Source organism: Pontixanthobacter sp., from assembly GCF_049682855.1.
Taxonomy (GTDB): Bacteria; Pseudomonadota; Alphaproteobacteria; order Sphingomonadales; family Sphingomonadaceae; genus Pontixanthobacter.
Genome location: NZ_JBAUIK010000003.1, coordinates 76,695 through 94,142 on the forward strand (window position 1 = coordinate 76,695; position 17,448 = coordinate 94,142).

16 protein-coding genes are annotated in these 17,448 nt (G+C 57.9%); 7 read left to right on the forward strand and 9 right to left on the reverse strand.

Annotation, left to right across the window (positions count from 1 at the left end):
- Window positions 1-13: 13 nt before the first annotated feature.
- A complete protein-coding gene (pgi, locus tag WA922_RS01670; protein ID WP_424769943.1) occupies window positions 14-1,552 on the reverse strand; it encodes a glucose-6-phosphate isomerase in 1,539 nt (512 codons plus the stop codon).
- 140 nt (window positions 1,553-1,692) lie between these two features.
- Between pgi and lepB the strand changes: the two genes are divergently transcribed.
- Genes lepB through WA922_RS01690 form a run of 4 tightly spaced genes read left to right on the forward strand, consistent with a single transcriptional unit; the run spans window position 1,693 to window position 4,650 of the window.
- Window positions 1,693-2,517: a signal peptidase I gene (gene lepB, locus WA922_RS01675; RefSeq protein ID WP_424769944.1), complete on the forward strand. Its 825-nt coding sequence runs from the start codon at window positions 1,693-1,695 to the stop codon at window positions 2,515-2,517.
- A complete protein-coding gene (rnc, locus tag WA922_RS01680) occupies window positions 2,514-3,200 on the forward strand; it encodes a ribonuclease III (RefSeq protein WP_424769945.1) in 687 nt (228 codons plus the stop codon). Before lepB ends, rnc begins: the two co-directional genes overlap by 4 nt.
- Complete coding sequence (gene era / locus WA922_RS01685) at window positions 3,197-4,123, forward strand: GTPase Era (protein ID WP_424769946.1); 927 nt, start codon at window positions 3,197-3,199, stop codon at window positions 4,121-4,123. The genes rnc and era overlap by 4 nt, the downstream gene beginning before the upstream one ends.
- Entirely contained in the window at window positions 4,120-4,650 is a 531-nt protein-coding gene (locus WA922_RS01690; protein ID WP_424769947.1) for a CbrC family protein, read from the forward strand. Before era ends, WA922_RS01690 begins: the two co-directional genes overlap by 4 nt.
- Before the next feature lie 10 nt (window positions 4,651-4,660).
- Here the strand turns inward: WA922_RS01690 and WA922_RS01695 are convergent, their stop codons facing one another.
- From WA922_RS01695 to plsY, 5 genes are all read right to left on the reverse strand, one after another.
- Window positions 4,661-4,843, reverse strand: coding sequence for a hypothetical protein (locus WA922_RS01695; RefSeq protein WP_170010361.1), 183 nt, complete (start codon window positions 4,841-4,843; stop codon window positions 4,661-4,663).
- A 111-nt stretch (window positions 4,844-4,954) separates the two neighbouring features.
- Complete coding sequence (locus WA922_RS01700) at window positions 4,955-5,305, reverse strand: endonuclease domain-containing protein (protein ID WP_424770016.1); 351 nt, start codon at window positions 5,303-5,305, stop codon at window positions 4,955-4,957.
- 73 nt (window positions 5,306-5,378) lie between these two features.
- Window positions 5,379-7,934, reverse strand: a complete 2,556-nt coding sequence (gene topA / locus WA922_RS01705) for a type I DNA topoisomerase (RefSeq protein WP_424769948.1) — start codon at window positions 7,932-7,934, stop codon at window positions 5,379-5,381.
- 207 nt (window positions 7,935-8,141) lie between these two features.
- Entirely contained in the window at window positions 8,142-9,266 is a 1,125-nt protein-coding gene (dprA, locus tag WA922_RS01710; RefSeq protein WP_424769949.1) for a DNA-processing protein DprA, read from the reverse strand.
- The gene (plsY, locus tag WA922_RS01715) at window positions 9,263-9,862 is read right to left on the reverse strand and encodes a glycerol-3-phosphate 1-O-acyltransferase PlsY (protein ID WP_424769950.1); all 600 of its coding nucleotides are present in this window, start codon (window positions 9,860-9,862) and stop codon (window positions 9,263-9,265) included. Before plsY ends, dprA begins: the two co-directional genes overlap by 4 nt.
- 101 nt (window positions 9,863-9,963) lie before the next feature.
- On the opposite strand from plsY, the gene murI reads away from it, so the two are divergent.
- The 3 genes from murI (at window position 9,964) to WA922_RS01730 (ending at window position 12,830) form a co-directional block, all read left to right on the forward strand.
- A complete protein-coding gene (gene murI, locus WA922_RS01720) occupies window positions 9,964-10,770 on the forward strand; it encodes a glutamate racemase (RefSeq protein ID WP_424769951.1) in 807 nt (268 codons plus the stop codon).
- A 105-nt stretch (window positions 10,771-10,875) separates the two neighbouring features.
- Complete coding sequence (gene hemA, locus WA922_RS01725) at window positions 10,876-12,096, forward strand: 5-aminolevulinate synthase (RefSeq protein ID WP_424769952.1); 1,221 nt, start codon at window positions 10,876-10,878, stop codon at window positions 12,094-12,096.
- 59 nt (window positions 12,097-12,155) lie between these two features.
- Window positions 12,156-12,830: a nitroreductase gene (locus WA922_RS01730; RefSeq protein ID WP_424770017.1), complete on the forward strand. Its 675-nt coding sequence runs from the start codon at window positions 12,156-12,158 to the stop codon at window positions 12,828-12,830.
- A gap of 457 nt (window positions 12,831-13,287) precedes the next feature.
- Here WA922_RS01730 and WA922_RS01735 read toward each other — a convergent pair whose 3' ends face one another.
- From WA922_RS01735 to WA922_RS01745, 3 genes are all read right to left on the reverse strand, one after another.
- Complete coding sequence (locus tag WA922_RS01735; protein WP_424769953.1) at window positions 13,288-14,505, reverse strand: type III PLP-dependent enzyme; 1,218 nt, start codon at window positions 14,503-14,505, stop codon at window positions 13,288-13,290.
- A gap of 245 nt (window positions 14,506-14,750) precedes the next feature.
- The gene (locus WA922_RS01740) at window positions 14,751-15,929 is read right to left on the reverse strand and encodes a carboxynorspermidine decarboxylase (protein WP_424769954.1); all 1,179 of its coding nucleotides are present in this window, start codon (window positions 15,927-15,929) and stop codon (window positions 14,751-14,753) included.
- A 45-nt stretch (window positions 15,930-15,974) separates the two neighbouring features.
- Window positions 15,975-17,186, reverse strand: coding sequence for a saccharopine dehydrogenase family protein (locus tag WA922_RS01745; protein WP_424769955.1), 1,212 nt, complete (start codon window positions 17,184-17,186; stop codon window positions 15,975-15,977).
- Window positions 17,187-17,448 lie beyond the last annotated feature (262 nt).

The following is a 17,448-nucleotide window of genomic DNA, read 5'->3' on the forward strand; positions in this document are numbered from 1 at the left end:
CTGCTGGGCAAAATCAGCTGAGATCAGCTCGCGCCAACAATGCGTGCGTGCTCGCATCGAAACTCTGCCCGCCCGCCTCAATCGCATTCGCCATTTGCTTGCCGAGCTCGACCCCAAACTGGTCGAACGGGTTGATGCCCATCAGCATCGCGTTGGCAAAAGTCCGGTGTTCGTGAAACGCGATCAGCGCGCCCAATGTGGCTGCATCCAGATCATCGCACAGCATGGTTGCGCTGGGGCGATTGCCTTCAAAATTGCGCGCGCCGTCATCGCTTGCCTTGCCCGCCATCAACGCTGCGCCTTGGGCAAAACAATTGGTCAGCAATATCCGGTGATGCGCCGGGTCCAGATCATCACCCGGCGCGATGCTGGCAATGAAATCCACCGGAATCAGATGCGTGCCCTGATGCAGCAATTGGAACACTGCGTGCTGCGCATCGGTACCCACTCCGCCCCAGGTAATCGGCGCGGTTGCGCCGCCGACCGGATCACCCGCCGCCGTCACGCTCTTGCCATTACTTTCCATCTCCAGCTGCTGTAGATAGTCAGGAAACAGACCGAGCCGTTCATCATAGGCGAACACCGCCCGCGTCTGGCAGCCGCGAATGCGCGTATAATACTGATCGGCGAAGGCCGCGCGCAGCGGCAGGTTGGCCCGCCCGTCCGTATCGCGGAAATGCTGATCGACCGCCCGTGCACCGGCGAGAAATTCGGTAAATTCCTCCCACCCGATCGCCAGAGCAACCGGAAAACCGATACTCGACCATAGCGAATAGCGCCCGCCAACCGTTTCGTTAAATGGCAGGATTCGGGTTTCATCCACCCCCCACTCAACTGCCTTTTCAGGACTGGCGGTAAGCGCCACCACGCGGCCCGAGGGATCAGCCACGCCGTTATCGGCGAGCCATTTCAGCGCGCTGTCTGCATTGGTCATGGTTTCAATAGTAGTGAAGGTTTTGGAAGCGACCGCAATCATCGTGGTTTGCGGATCGCATGCGGCGAAGGCCTGTTCCAGCGCGGTGCCATCGATGTTGGAGACGACATGCACATCCACTTTCGCCAGATCGCGAGTGAGCGCATCAATCGCCAATGCCGGGCCCAGCGCGCTGCCGCCAATGCCGACATGGATCAGATGCTTGATCGGGCCCAGCGCGCCGTCATGGATCGCCTTCACCAGCATTTTCATCCGGGCATGCAGAGCTGCCGCCTCTTCCACCGCGGCATCGGTGCCGACACCGCGCTGAGCCGTATGCGTGGCCGCGCGGCCTTCGGTATTGTTGATTGCCTCGCCGCCAAACAGTGCCGCACGCTTGGCAGTAAAGTCCATCGCCTCGGCCAATTGCTCGAACTGATCCATCAGGCCATCATCGAGATGCGTTTTCGACCAGTCAAACTGGATGCCCGCAGTCATCGCGCTGTCACCCTCACCCATGTGCCAATCGATCCGGTCTGACAGTTTCCCCACTCGCCCGTCATCGCTGAAAAGCTCCAGCAATGTTTGCGGCTGATGCGCTTTCAATGTGTCCCAGATCGATGCTGCTGTGTCGCTCATGCAAAAAACCTTCCTACCTTTGACTTCCCGGAGTAGAGACACCGGCAATGAATGGGAAGCCGGGAGGCCGCCGCGCATAGGAATTTTCTGTGTCATGGCTCCGGTCAGCCCCAAAAGATTAGGAAAAACACGCAGGATCTATGACTGAAGACGTATCACCCGCCGCCGCACAGCCAGACAAGAAGCCCGCTAAGAACGAGGACAATTTCTTCGTTTTCATCACCAAGCTGGTACTGATCGTGGTGATTTTCCGCAGCTTCATTTTCTCCCCATTCAATATCCCCAGTGAAAGCATGCTGCCGACATTGGCCAATGGCGATTATCTGCTGGCGGCAAAATGGCCCTACGGATTTACCAGCGATTCCCTGCCGTTTGGTGCGCCGCTGATCCCCGGGCGCATTCTGGGAAGCGCACCGGAGCGCGGTGACATTGCGATTTTCAAACACCCGGTGGACGGCACCGATTACATTAAACGGGTGATCGGCATTCCGGGTGACACTATCGCGATGGAGGGCGGCCAGATCATTCTGAACGGTGAGCCTATCCCGAAAGAACCGATGGCCAATTTCGAAATTGCGCCCTCGCCCAACACCGTTTGCCACGTAATGTCGGAAAAAGTCGTTCAGGAGGACGGCAGCACGGTCTGCAATTACACCCGCTTCCGCGAAACTCTGCCCTCTGGCGAGACGTATGAGGTGCTCGATTTTGGTCCGCAGTTTCAAGATAATTTCGCACCGATCATCGTTCCAGAAGGCGAAATGTTCGTGATGGGCGACAACCGCGACAATTCGCAGGACAGCCGCTTCCCCGCAGAACCGCAGGGCGGCGTCGGCCTCGTCCCGCAGGATCTGCTGCTCGCCCGCGCCACCTTCATCATGTGGTCCACCGATGGCAGCGCGGAGTGGCTGCTCCCGTGGACCTGGTTCACCGCGCTTCGGACAGAGCGTTTGGGCAACGGCCTGTGAGCGCATCGGATACTCTCAAACTGGAAAAAGGCGCGCGGGCTTGGCTGATAACAACCGGCTTTCAGCCGACGCATGAACCCTTGTGGGTGGAGGCGCTGACGCATGGCAGCACCGGGGAAGACCGGGATTACCAGCGGCTGGAATTTCTGGGTGACCGCGTATTGGGCCTGACGATTGCCGATTGGCTGTTTGGCGAATTGACCGGCGCAGAAGGCGCATTGGCACAGCGGTTAAACGCCCTGGTGAGCAAACGCACCTGCGCCAGCGTGGCCCGCTCAATCGGTATCGCCAAGCATGTTCGCCTTGGCAAGCAGGCGCGCGATGATGGCGCTGCCAACAGCGACAACGTGCTGGGTGATGTTATGGAATCGCTGCTTGGCGCGGCATTTCTGGATAGCGGTTTTACCGCTACGCAGTCGCTCATCCGCACCCTTTGGGCGGGCGAGCATGGCGGCGGTGCGGGCAAAAGCAAACATCCCAAAAGCGCGCTGCAGGAATGGGCCGCCGGTAATCAGCGCCGCCCGCCGCGATATGAACTGGTGGACCGGTCCGGCCCCGATCACGCCGCGACATTCACTGTGCGCGTCACTGTCAATAATGTTGGCAGCGCGCAGGCCACCGCATCGAGTAAGCAGGAGGCTGAGACAGCAGCCGCAGAGAATTTTATGGAGACTTTCGGTTGACCGAAACCACACCATTTTCCGACACCAAAGCAGATCCCAAATGCGGTGTGGTCGCCATAATCGGCGCGCCCAATGCGGGCAAATCGACACTGGTGAACCAGCTGGTAGGCCAGAAAGTCGCGATTACCAGTGCGAAGGCGCAGACCACCCGCGCCCGCCTGATGGGCATTGCCTTGCACGGCAAGACGCAGATCATACTGGTCGATACGCCAGGCATTTTCGCGCCGCGCCGCAAACTCGACCGTGCAATGGTGACCTCGGCTTGGGAAGGCGCGGAGGATGCCGATGCGATTGTTTTGCTGGTCGATCCGATCAAACAGCGCCGCCATGAAATGATCCCTCTGGTCGAGGCACTGATCAAGCGCCCCGAACGCAAGATTCTGGTGCTGAATAAAGTCGATAAGGCGGTGAAGGAACCGCTGCTCGCTTTGGCGCAGGAACTCACCGATATGCTGCCGTTTGAGGAGGTTTATTTCGTCTCCGCATTGACTGGTGACGGTGTGGACGAGTTAAAGGATCACCTTGCCAGCCTGATGCCGAAAGGCGTGTGGCACTATCCCGAAGATCAGGTTTCGGATGCCAGCGAGCGGTTACTGGCCACCGAAATCACGCGCGAGCAGCTCTATAAACAGCTCCACGAAGAACTGCCCTATGACAGCGCCGTTCGCCCGGAAAGCTATACTCAGCGCAAGGACGGCAGCGTGGAAGTGCGCCAGCAAATCGTGGTCGGCCGCGACAGCCAGAAACCGATTGTGCTCGGCAAAGGCGGGTCGATGATCAAATCGATCGGAGAGGCCGCCCGTATGGAACTCAGCGAAGTTTTGGGCCAGAAAGTGCATTTGTTCCTGCACGTGAAAGTCGATGAAAACTGGGCTGAAGATAAGGAAGTGTTTGAAGAAATGGGGCTGGACTTCGGGCGGTGAGGTTTTTTCGTAAAAAACCTGTGCGGCTAGAAGAGAAGCCAGACTTCCGGTTTTATCCCACAGCTTATGACAACGGAGGTCCGTTGGTAGCTTCTCTAGATAAATGTGACTGCTGCAGAAATAGATGTGTTTGGAAATATACTGGCAATATCTATGCACAAGGTGAAGCGATTGTCTGCGCCGGTTGCATTGCCGCAGGAAATCTAAATACCCTTTTTGCAAAGGGTTATAGCCTGCATGACATTGAACTCGAAAGCGATGTTGAGCAAAATGTGGGCGACGAACTTTTCGATCTCACACCAGGAGTAGCCTGCTTTAATCCGTTTGAATGGCCAGTTGCTAACCGCATGCCACTGGCATTCATTGGGTACGGTGAAACGCTGAAAGAGTGTGAAGAGGCTACAAAAGCCACAGAAGCGGCCTTTGCTAAAATAGGCTGGCCCGACGAGAAAGGACCAAGCAACTATGCCTTACTTTTTCGCCCAATTACGGGCGGTCCGATGCGAGCTGTGATTGATTTAGATTAAAAGCAGAAGCTCACCGCTTCTTAGCCACCGCAATCTTGTTCTTTTTGGCAAAGTCTTTGGTCGATTCCTCGCTGCGAGTCAGGGCCTTTGCGATTTGTTTCAGGCCCTGCCCTTTGCCCGCGAGCAAGCGCAGTTTGGCAGCTTCCTCCGCATTCCAAGGTTGTTTGTGGCGGACAAATATCTCTTTTCCCATAAGGGTCTATGTGCGCGGGCTGGCGGGAAAGCGCAAGGCGATCCTCCCCGCTTTTCGTGTAGCGACAAGTGGGGAGGTGGCAGTCGCCACAGGCGGCTGACGGAGGGGCAGCTACTGCTCGCAATGCCGGACTAAAGCCTCTGCAATATTTGCAGGCGAGCGCAAAACATCCCGCGCCGGAATGCGGATGACTTCGATATTCTGCGCTGTCAGCCACGTATCACGCAGTTGATCGCGCTCTGGCCTATCCCCCATATCATGCGCGATCCCGTCAATCTCCACGCACAGCCTTGCAGACGCGCAATAGAAATCGAGAACATACTCGCCAATCGGGTGTTGGCGGCGGAATTTTACGCGGGTTTGGGCACGGAGTTCGCGCCATAGGAGCAGTTCGGGCAGTGACATGTTGGCGCGGAGTTTGCGCGCTGCGGTGACGTTGCGGGGAGTTTTCGGCCTTGGGATATTGCCCCTCCGTCAGCCCATTCGGGCTGCCACCTCCCCACTTGTCCTTTCAGGAAAAGCGGGGAGGATTGTATTACTTCTTTGCGGCTGGTTTTTTAGCCGGTGCTTTCTTTTTCGCTGCTGGCTTCTTCTTGGGTGCAGCTTTCTTCTTTGCGCGCTTTTTCGGCGGGCCTTTGGCGATGCGTTCGTTGATCAGCTCAATCGCCTGTTCTTCGGTCACATCTTCGGGCTTCATATCGCGCGGGATAGTCGCATTATTGGTGCCATCAGTCACATAGGGACCGTACCGTCCTGGCAGGACTTTCATCTCGCCCCCGCTTTCGGGATGTTCCTTGAACGTCTTGATCGGCTCTGCTTTTTGCCTTCCGCCGCCTTTGCGATTGGCCGCCTCTGCCAGCAGAGTAACCGCCGCATTCATGCCGGTGTCGAACACATCCGCCGTGCTGGTCAGCTTCGCATATTTGCCGTCATGCCGCAGATAGGGACCATAGCGGCCAATTGCAGCCTCAATATCCTTATCGGTTTCAGGGTGCTGGCCGACAATGCGCGGCAGATCGAGCAGCTTCACCGCCCATTCCAAACCGAAATCGTCGATGTCTTTGGGGATGGAGGCGCGTTTGGCCTCCTTGCCCTCGCCCATTTGCACATATGGGCCGAAACGGCCTGATTTGCGCTCCACCGGCAGATTGGTGTCGGGGTGTTCGCCCAGCACCGCATCTTCTGCGGCATCTTCACCATCAGCGCCTGGCTGCGCAAAGCGGCGCGTGAATTTGCATTCGGGGTAATTGGCACAGGCGACGAAAGCACCGTAGCGCCCACCGCGCAGTGCGAGGCGCCCATCGGCGCGGCCTTCCTTCTCGCACAGAGGGCAGAAACGCGGGTCTTTGCCGTCTTCGCGTTCGGGGAACAGATAGTCGGAGAGATACTCGTCGAGCACCTTGGTCACTTCGGACGGTTGCTGCTCCATCACCTCATCGGTTTTGGGTTTGAAATCCTTCCAGAATTTCTCCAGCAGCGCCTTATATTCGGATTTACCGTCGGAGACGACATCGAGCTCATCCTCCATTCCGGCGGTAAATTCATAGGCGACATAGCGGTCAAAGAACCGTTCGAGAAATGCTGTGAGAAGCCGCCCGGACTCTTCGACAAAGAAACGGTTTTTCTCCACGCGGACATAATTGCGGTCGCGGATCGTCTGGATGGTGGAGGCGTAAGTGGACGGGCGGCCAATGCCCAGTTCCTCCAGCCGTTTGACCAGCGAGGCCTCTGAATAGCGCGGCGGCGGCTGCGTGAAATGCTGGTTGGCATCGACCGATTTCTTGGCCGGGCTATCGCCTTTGTTCATTACCGGCAACAAGCCGTCATCATCATCGTCCCTATCGTCAAACCCTTCCTGATAGACAGCAAGGAAGCCGGGAAACTTGATAACCTGCCCGGTCGCGCGCAATTCATGCAAGCCGGCCGGATCGCGCAGTGTCACCGTGGTGCGTTCCAGACTGGCCGATTGCATCTGGCTGGCCATCGCGCGTTTGAAAATCAGATCATACAGCTTCGCCTCGTCACCCGAGCCGCTGCGCGATTTGAGGAAGCTGGTCGGGCGGATCGCCTCATGCGCTTCCTGTGCGTTTTTGGCTTTGGTGGAATAATGGCGCGGTTTCTCCGGCAGATAATGCCCGTCATACCGTTCGCTGATGGCTTTGCGGCAGGCGGAGATTGCGCTGCCATCCATCTGCACACCATCGGTCCGCATATAGGTGATGTCGCCCGCCTCATACAGCTTCTGCGCCAGCCGCATGGTGTGGCTGGCATTATAGCCCAGCTTGCGCGATGCTTCCTGCTGCAAGGTAGAGGTCGTAAAGGGCGGAGACGGGTGGCGTTTCTGCGGCTTGGTTTCGACCAGTTCAACCGTGAACGGTGCGTTCTCGATCTTCTTTCGCGCCTCGGTTGCACTGCCCTCGCTGCCAATGGTCAGCTTTTCCAGCTTTGTGCCATCATATTTGACCAGCCGCGCATCAAAGGCGGTGCCGTCTTGCTCCATCATGGCGACGATGGACCAGTATTCATCCGATCTGAACGCTTCGATCTCGCGCTCGCGGTCGACGATAATCCGCAAGGCGACCGATTGCACCCGGCCTGCACTTTTCGCACCGGGCAGCTTGCGCCACAATACCGGGCTGAGCGTGAAGCCGAATAGATAATCGAGCGCGCGGCGCGCAAGATAGGCGTCGATCAGATCGGTATCGAGACCGCGCGGCTTGCCCATCGCCTCGGTCACCGCCGCTTTGGTGATCGCGTTAAAGGTTACGCGGTCCACTTCCTTGGGCAGAGCCTTGCGCTTTTTCAGCAGCTCCTGCACGTGCCAGCTGATCGCCTCGCCTTCGCGGTCAGGGTCGGTGGCCAGGATCAGACGGGTGGCGCCCTTGGCCGCATCGGCGATTTCCTTGAACCGCTTCTGCTTGTCGCGGTAGAGTTCCCAATCCATCGCGAAATCTTCATCCGGGCGCACGCTGCCATCCTTGGGCGGCAAATCGCGGACATGACCATAGGATGCGAGGACTTTGAAATCCTTGCCCAGATAGTTCTCGATAGTTTTCGCCTTGGCGGGCGATTCAACAATGACAAGCTGCATGGGAAGTTCAAATATCCTTACGTGTGCCTACGTGGTCGTATGAGTATGCGCGTCAGGGTGGGGCCATAGTGTAATGGTCGTCAAGTGGGTCTCAAAGCCCGCCCTGCTGCGGCAAAATTGTGCCTCCACTACAGTGCGGCATGGTTTAGTCAAACCTGCCCCTCACAAAGGCGCGATCATACCGGCGTGATTTTCACCTCACGGCCATCACGCCAAACTCACTTTTCCCGCCGCATGGCGCGTAATCTGGCCCGCAATCTCCATTTCCAGCAGCGCCAATTGCACAGAGGCCGCGCTTGTGCCCGATTGGCGGATCAGTTCATCCACCGCAATCGGCGCGGTGGTGAGCAGACCGGCGATATTGGCGGGCTCGGCATCGGCCAGTTCGTCGCCATCGGCGCAAAGGGGCGCGTCATAATGCGCTGCCGCCTCGCGAAAGGATGATAGAGGCACGCCGTCAAAACCCGACAGCAACTCCACCACATCCTCCACCGATTGCACCAGCACCGCGCCCTCACGGATCAGATGGTTGCACCCTTGCGATCTTGCATCAAGCGGACTGCCAGGGATCGCCATCACTTCGCGCCCTGCCTCGCCGGCAAGCCGCGCGGTAATCAGCGAGCCGGATTTCGGCGCGGCTTCCACCACCAGAGTTCCCGATGCGATGCCCGCAATAATCCGGTTGCGGCTGGGGAAGTGGCTGCCGCGCGGCTCTGTGCCGGGGGGCTGTTCGGCCAGCAGCAAGCCTTCTTGCGCGATCTGTTCCTGCAGCTCTGCATGCTGCGGCGGATAGGAAATCTCGATCCCGCTGGCGATCACGCCAATCGTCGCGGGTAGCGCGCCGCGATGCGCCGCCCCATCAATTCCGCGTGCCAGTCCCGAAACAACCGCAAATCCGGCAGAGGACAGCCCCGCAGCAAAATCGCGCGACAGCTTTACGGCGACGGCAGAGGCGTTGCGCGCACCGACCATCGCCACGCAGGGCCTGGCCGCAACCGCCAGATCGCCGCGATATGTCAGGATCGGCGGCGCGCTATCATAAGTGCGCAGCAACGCCGGATAGTCTGGCGAATCGTGAAACACATATTTCGCGCCCGCTTGCCTCGTTGCGGCCACTTCGCGGTCGATCTGAGCGGGTTTGGCTGGAGCATAGGTCCGCCCGCCTTTCCGCCCCAATTCAGGCAAAGCGTCCAGCGCCTCCACCGCACTTCCAAACCGGGCGAGTAACTGGGTATAGGTCACCGGCCCGATATTGGGAGAACGGAGCAGGCGGATCCGGGCATAGGCTTCCTCCTGAGACAGAGCCGATGCAGTCTCTGCTCCGCCCGTCATTGTGTTTTACTGCCGATTGCGGGTTCCTCCCCGCGTAACAACCGGCCAATATTGGCGCGGTGCTGGACCAACACAATGGCGGCAACCGCAATGAGCGGCATGATGATCTGCGGGTAGCTCATGCCCCACGCCGCGACGGGCGCCGCCACAACAGTGACCATCGACGATACCGAAGAGATACGGCTGACTGCCAGCGTCACCGCCCATATTGCGGCGCAGACGAGCAGCACCGGCCAGGCCAAAGCCAATAACACTCCGGCGGCGGTGGCAAACCCCTTGCCGCCCCGGAATTTCAGCCACGGGGTGAAGCAATGCCCCGCCACCGCCGCCACCGCCGCGACCGCAGCAACACCCGCTGTCCCTGGCCAGATATGTGCGGCGATGAAAACCGGCACCGCGCCCTTGGCCGCATCGAGCAATACAGTCGCGCCTGCCAGCCCCTTATTGCCGGTGCGCAAAACATTGGTGGCCCCGATACTGCCTGATCCGATATCGCGCACATCGCCCAGCCCCGCCGCCCGGGTCAATAGCAGCCCGAATGGAACCGAGCCCAATATAAACGCCAGCAACGCCGAAATTATGATGGTGGAATCCATGCCTGCAAAGTCTCCTGCTGTAGAGCACTCTAAGGCAAATACTTGCAATCGGTCACCGGAAAAATAAGGAGGCACTGCAAAACCGAAGGAAACCCGCGCGCATGACTGAGATAACCGCCGTTGATGCGCCTATTCTGATTTTCGATTCCGGTGTGGGCGGACTGACCGTGCTTGCCGAAACGCGCAAAGCCTTGCCCGCTGCGCCGATCCTGTTTGCCTCCGATCAGGCAGGACTGCCCTATGGCTCCAAATCCGAGGCGGAAATTGCCGCGCGGGTCGCCGGCCTGCTCGGGCGGATGAGCGAACGCTACCGCCCGCGTCTGGTCTGTATCGCGTGCAACACAGCCTCTACAATCGCGCTGGATATGGTCCGCGAGGTGCTCGAAATTCCCATCGTCGGAACGGTCCCCGCGATCAAGCCCGCCGCTGCGCTGACCAGAACCGGCACGATCGGATTGCTCGGTACGCAGGCGACCATCCGCCAATCCTATGTTGACCGGTTGGAGGCGCAATTTGCCGTGGGCAAAGTGCTGCTGCGGCACGGCGCACCCGAACTGGTTGGGCCAGCAGAAGCAAAGATGCGCGGCCAGCCAGTGGATCCTGCGGCCATTCGCAGCGCGGTCGATGGCTTGCGCGGTCAGCCCGGCGGCGACAGGATTGATACGGTAGTGCTGGCCTGTACCCATTTTCCGTTACTGGCAAAGGAACTGTCCGCCGCCTTCGGCCCCGATGTCCAGCTGATCGATGGTGCTGCCGGCATTGCCCGCCGGATTGCGGTGTTGTGCGGGGACAACGCCTTTCCGCCCGCACCCCGGATACGCGCCGTCACAACCGGAGATGCAGACAGTTTCGGCCAGCTATTGCCGCATCTTGCCACGTATGGAATCGATCAGTTTGACCAGTTTTAATCGCGAACCATTCGCAAAGATCGGGGTGGCATTGAACCGATTCTGCGATTAGATCGTCAGGCGATAGCGGCCGGTCCGGATCCGGCGCAAGACGCAGGGCAGGCAATGAATTACAATCAGGTTTTTGACCAAGCGATTGACCGTCTCCATACCGAAGGGCGTTACCGCGTCTTTATCGACATCCTGCGCAATAAGGGGCAGTTTCCCAATGCGCGCTGTTTCCACGGCCATAACGGCCCCAAACCGATTACCGTGTGGTGTTCCAACGATTATCTGACAATGGGCCAGCACCCGAAGGTAATTTCCGCGATGGAGGATGCGCTGCATGATGTTGGCGCCGGATCGGGCGGCACCCGCAATATTGGCGGCAACACGCATTACCATGTCGAGCTGGAACATGAACTGGCGCAGCTGCATGGCAAGGAAAGCGCGCTGTTGTTCACCAGCGGGTATGTCTCCAATGATGCGACGCTCTCGACTATGGCCAAGCTGCTGCCTGGCTGTGTTATATTTTCCGATGAACTCAACCATGCCAGCATGATTGCGGGGATCCGTAATTCGGGCTGCCCGAAACGGGTTTTCCGCCATAATGATCTGGACCATCTGGAAGAATTGCTGGCGGAAGAAGAACTGGACACGCCCAAATTAATCGCATTTGAAAGCGTCTATTCGATGGATGGAGATGTCGCGCCAATCCATGCAATTTGCGATCTGGCAGAGAAATATAACGCGCTGACCTATATCGATGAAGTCCACGCCGTGGGCATGTACGGGGAACATGGCGGCGGCATTTCCGAACGCGATGAAGCCGCTGACCGGATCGACATCATCGAAGGCACCTTGGGTAAGGCATTCGGGGTAATGGGCGGCTATATCGCGGCCGATCAGAAGATCGTCGATTGCATCCGGTCCTATGCGCCAGGCTTTATCTTCACCACATCGCTCAGCCCGGCATTGGTGGCGGGGGTTCTGGCATCGGTGAAGCATCTCAAACATTCCAGTGCGGAACGTGATGCGCAGCACGCCAATGCCGCGTCGCTCAAGGCGAAAATGGCCGATGCGGGGCTGCCGGTCATGCGCAGTGAAACGCACATCGTGCCGCTGATGGTCGGCGACCCTGTTCGCGCAAAAAAGATCAGCGACATCCTGCTCGCTGAGTACGGTGTCTATGTGCAGCCGATCAATTTTCCCACCGTCCCGCGCGGCACGGAGCGGCTCCGCTTCACTCCTGGACCTGCGCATACGCAGGACATGATCGACGAACTGGTTGGCGCTCTGGTGGAAATTTGGGACCGGCTCGATCTTGAATTGCAGGCCGCCGCATAATCGCCGCTATATAATTTGCGCTGTATAAAAGGCGCTTACTGAAAGTATCTATGACCGATATGAATTATGACGAGGTCGTCCTCGGCCGCCGTTCCATCCGCGGGTACCTCGACAAGCCGGTCCCGCGTGACGTGATCGAAGATGTGCTGCGGCTCGCCATGCGCTCGCCTTCCTCGATGAATACGCAGCCGTACCATTTTCATGTCATTACCGGCGAGCCGCTCGACAAAATCCGTACGGGCAACACCGAAAATATTCTGGCCGGAAAGCCCGACAGCCGCGAATTTCGCATGGGCGAACCCTTCGCCGGGGTCCACCGGCAGCGGCAGGTTGGCTGCGCTATTCAGCTGTTCGAGGCGATGGGTATCGCGCGCGATGACAAGGAAAAACGGCAGGACTGGGTGCTGCGCGGCTTCCGCCAGTTTGACGCGCCCGTCTGCATTATTGTGACCTATGACAAGGAACTATCGGGCAGCGACGATACCGCTTTCGACTGCGGCGCTGTCACGACCGCGCTGGTCAATGCGGCATGGAGCAGAGGCCTCGGCTGCGTAATCAATTCGCAAGGCATCATGCAAAGCCCCGTGGTGCGCGAACATGCAAATATCCCTGACGATCAGGTCATCATGAAAGCCGTAGCCATGGGCTGGCCGGATGAAGATTTCCCCGCCAATCCGGTGAAAATCACCCGGCGCGAGGTTGATGAAGCAGCTCGGTTTGTCGGGTTTGATTGAGGGTTAATTCCCACATGTCGCCCAAAATGCACGCTGTGATGAAGAACTCTCATATTGGAAATATCGCTCTCATTGGCGACATAGAAGAGTATGCGGGTTGGCTGCCTATTCTGCTGTAAGTTGGGTGCAATGTCTCCGGCATTGCGGCCCAGCATTGAATTGTCGACCAAAATAACTGAAACATGGCTGAAACTGATTGCGATATTTGCGCAATCGGATGCTACCAAGTGCAGCAATTGTATAATGCGCAATATCCGACAAATCGGCCTGGGCCTTTCGGCTTAGCCGCAATTCACGCATCAAAGTCTGCGCCTTGACCCAAGCATCCGGATTGTCGCTGAGCGTAATGGTTTCGCGTATGCTTCCTACAAACCTGCCGCTAATACTTGCTGACCATCATACGGTCGGTGCAGCGACTAAGTAGCTGAAATTCTCGGCTTTGCGCCGTTCAACCTGATCACCGCAAACTCACCACATTATCACTCTCACGCCCATTCGCTCGGGGATCGATACGGTCGCCGCGGTACAGGCTCGCCATTGGTTCATCGGCCACATTCACTTGCTCGGCATCGCCAAACCCGTTGAAGCCGGTTTTCATTGCCGAGCCATAGGCGCCCAGCATGCCGACTTCGATATAATCATCGGCCTTGATATCGCCGGGGAGCCAGAACGGGCCTTTCATAAAATCCGCATCATCGCAGGTCGGGCCAAAGAAGCTAAACTCTTCCAGCGGGTCGCGCAGATCGTCTTCGAGTGCCTCGACCGGAAAACGCCAGCCGACATGGGCTGCATCATACAGCGCGCCATAGGCTCCGTCATTGATATAAAGCTCATCCCCGCGCCGCTTTTCCACGCGCACGATCAGCGATGAATATTCCGCCGCCAGTGCCCTGCCCGGTTCGCACCACAGCTCCGCATTATAGGCAATCGGCAGCTCGTAAAAATGGCGATGGATGACGCTGAAATAATCTTCCAGCGGGGGCGGTTCCATATCGGGATAGACGCTGGGGAAGCCCCCGCCGACATCGACCATATCAATCACCACGCTGGCATCGGCAATTGCCGCGCGTACCCGTTCCAGCGCCTGGACATAGGCAAACGGCGTCATTGCCTGGCTGCCGACATGGAAACAGACGCCCAGCCAATCGCAATGCTGGCGCGTGATTTGCAGCAGTTCGCCCGCATCGGCAAGGTCAATGCCGAATTTGGACGCGAGCGACAATTCGGCATATTCGCTCGACACGCGCAGCCGCACCAGCAGACGTAGATCGGCCGCAGCATTACCGTCAGCATCGCGGCATGCGCTGACAATCTTCTCCAGCTCGTCCACCGTATCAAGTGTGAATGTTCTAACGCCGTGATCGTGATAGGCTTCGCTTATCGCGCGGGCGGTTTTGACCGGATGCATGAAGCACAGCACCGCCTCTGGCACAGCTTTGCGCGCCAAACGTACTTCGGCAATGGATGCCACATCAAAATGGGTGATGCCATTATCGAACAGGATGCGCAGCAATTCAGGAGACGGATTGGCCTTCACCGCATAAAGTGATTTGCCGGGAAACTTTTCGGCAAAGAAGCGGGCAGCGCGCGCGGCGGCGTGCGGGCGGTTGAGGATAACCGGTTCATCCGGCGATAAGTCGCGGATTACAGCAGTGGCATCGGGATAGATGTGCAACTCAAGGGACCCCCTGAAGGTAATAAACGGCCAAGGCTGCCTGGCGATTGGTCCCCCTGAGATCAGGAGCGTTTGGCAGTAACCGGTGCGTATATAATCGGCGGGCGAAACTGCAAGCGAAATGTGCATGCCAGCCGCGCCAGTGACAGGCTGTACCGGCTATAATCGCCGAACGCCCGGAGAGTTCCGGGCTCTTCCTGCAGAACGACGCATAATCGCGCCCGATCGGCGATAGCGCGATCCGCTCAGCTCAAACGGCCGCGAAAATCCTCGTAACCGAAGCTCTTGATCTGCTCCAGCTGGTCCAGCCCGCTATCCCACAGCCAGATAGACGGCAATTGTACGCCATTAAACGTATTGGTTTTGACCATCGAATAATGCGCCTGATCGAGGAACGCGATCCGCTGCCCTGCCTCGCATGGCACGGGCAATTGATAATCACCGATCACATCGCCTGCAAGGCATGACGGCCCGCCCAGCCGCACCGGATCGCCCGTGCCATCCTCTGCCTCACCCAGCATGGCCGGGCGGTACGGTGCCTCGATCACATCGGGCATATGGCAGGTGGCGGAAATATCGGTGATGGCCAGCGGCATTGCGTTCCAGTGGCTATCCAGAATGGTACCGGCCAGGATGCCCGCATCGAGCGCAATTGCCTCGCCCGGTTCCATATATATCTCTGCGCCGGTTTCTTCCTTCACTTCGATCAGGAATTCCACCAGCGCATCACGGTCATAATCGGCGCGAGTAATATGGTGTCCGCCGCCCAGATTGATCCATTTGAAATGCCCGAAATAGGGTTCGAGATGCTCGCGCACCGCATCCCATGTATTGCGCAGCGGCGCAAAACCCTGCTCGCACAGATTGTGAAAGTGGATACCGTCGAGCGGCTCGATATGTTCGTCCTCAAGCTGGTCAATCGGGAAGCCAAGGCGCGAGAACGGCGCGGAGGGATCATATTTTTCAACTTCCCCCTCGGCATGCATCGGGTTGATCCGCAGACCCACATCGAACGCGCCGCCCGTGGCGCGTGCTTGCTCCATGATCAACGCAGCACGCTCCATCTGGGAGGGTGTGTTGAAGATCACATGATCGGACAGGCGGCAGACTTCTTCGAGCTCATCGGGCTTGTAAGCCGCGCAATAGGTGGAGATTTCCCCGTCATAAAACTCGCCCGCCAGCCGCGATTCCCACAGGCCGGAGGAGCATACACCGTCCAGATAATCGCCCATGATCGGCGCGACCGACCACATCGAAAACGCCTTGAGCGCGCCGAGCATCTTGATATCCGCCGCATCGCGGATTTCGGCGAGTATCTGCAAGTTCGCGCGCAGTTTCGCGGCATCCACCACGAAAGCCGGGCTATCGACACGGTTCAGATCGAACCGCGCAAATGCCCCCGGATCGCCAGCTTTGGTTTCCATTTTTAGCAAGTCCAATTGATTTCGCGCCTCTGTGCGAAAGAATACTTAAAACCCGACCGGTCCGTCCATCTCCACCACGTTCCACGGCAGGCCGTGGTCACCCAGCATTTCCATGAACGGATCGGGATCGAACTGCTCCATATTGAACACGCCGTCTCCGGCCCATGTTCCCTGCAGCATCAGGGCGCTGCCAATCATCGCGGGCACGCCGGTGGTATAGCTGACGCCTTGGTTGCCGGTTTCTTTATACGCGGCCTCATGCGAACAAATATTGTTGATGTAGAACGTCTTCTCGCCCGAGCCATCTAGTGCCTCTCCGGTGGCGATTACGCCGATATTGGTGTTGCCGGTGGTGGTTTCGCCCAGCGTTTCCGGCTTGGGCAATACCGCCGCGAGGAATTGCAGCGGGATAATGTCCTTGCCCTGATATTTGATCGGATCAATCCCGGTCATGCCGACATTCTGCAGCACGGTCAGATGCTTGATATATTCATCGCCAAAGGTCATCCAGAAGCGGCCCCGCTCCAGCTCCGGGATGAATTTGGAAAGGCTTTCCAGCTCCTCGTGATACATCATATACATCGTCTTGGGGCCAACCGCTTCGAAGTCAAATTCAACCTTTTTGCTCAGCGCAGGGGTTTCGACAAACTGGCCGTTCTCCCAATGACGGGCGGGCGCGGTCACTTCGCGAATATTGATTTCGGGATTGAAATTGGTCGCGAAAGCCTGCCCGTGATCGCCGCCATTGCAGTCAAGAATATCGAGCGTGCGGATAGTTTTCAGCTTGTGTTTCCGCAGCCACATGGTGAACACGCTGGTCACGCCGGGATCGAAACCTGAACCGAGCAGCGCCATAATGCCCGCTTTTCTGAACCGGTCATGATAGGCCCATTGCCAGTGATATTCGAACTTGGCTTCGTCTTTCGGTTCGTAATTTGCCGTATCGAGATAGGCGACGCCCGCTTCGAGGCACGCATCCATGATCGGCAGATCCTGATAAGGCAGCGCAAGGTTGACGACCAGGCTGGGCTGAACCTTGCGGATCAGATTGACCATCGCGGGCACTTCTTCCGCATCAATCTCATAGGTGGTAACATCCTGTCCGCTGCGCTCTTTGACCGAGGCGGCAATCGCATCGCATTTGCTCTTGGTACGGCTGGCCAGGTGAATGCTGGAGAATATCTGCGCATTGAACGCCATCTTGTGGACACATACGGAACTGACGCCGCCTGCGCCGATAACGAGTACGGTGGACATGGAAAAACCTTTCAAATGCGAATCTTGCGGTTCTGTTTACGGTGCTGTTTACGGGGGCTGTGTAAGGCAATGCTTCGGCGGCGTAAAACGATCCATCCGGCGGTGGTCCATTTCCTACCGCCGACAAAGCTGGCACAGCGGCATGATGATACACCCGCGATCTTTATTGGCCCCGGTGCCCCGCCCGAAAATTGGCCGTGCAGAGCACGCTCGGCCAAAGGGATTTGGGCCGATTAGTTTTCTGCCTTTGTACTGTGTCCCA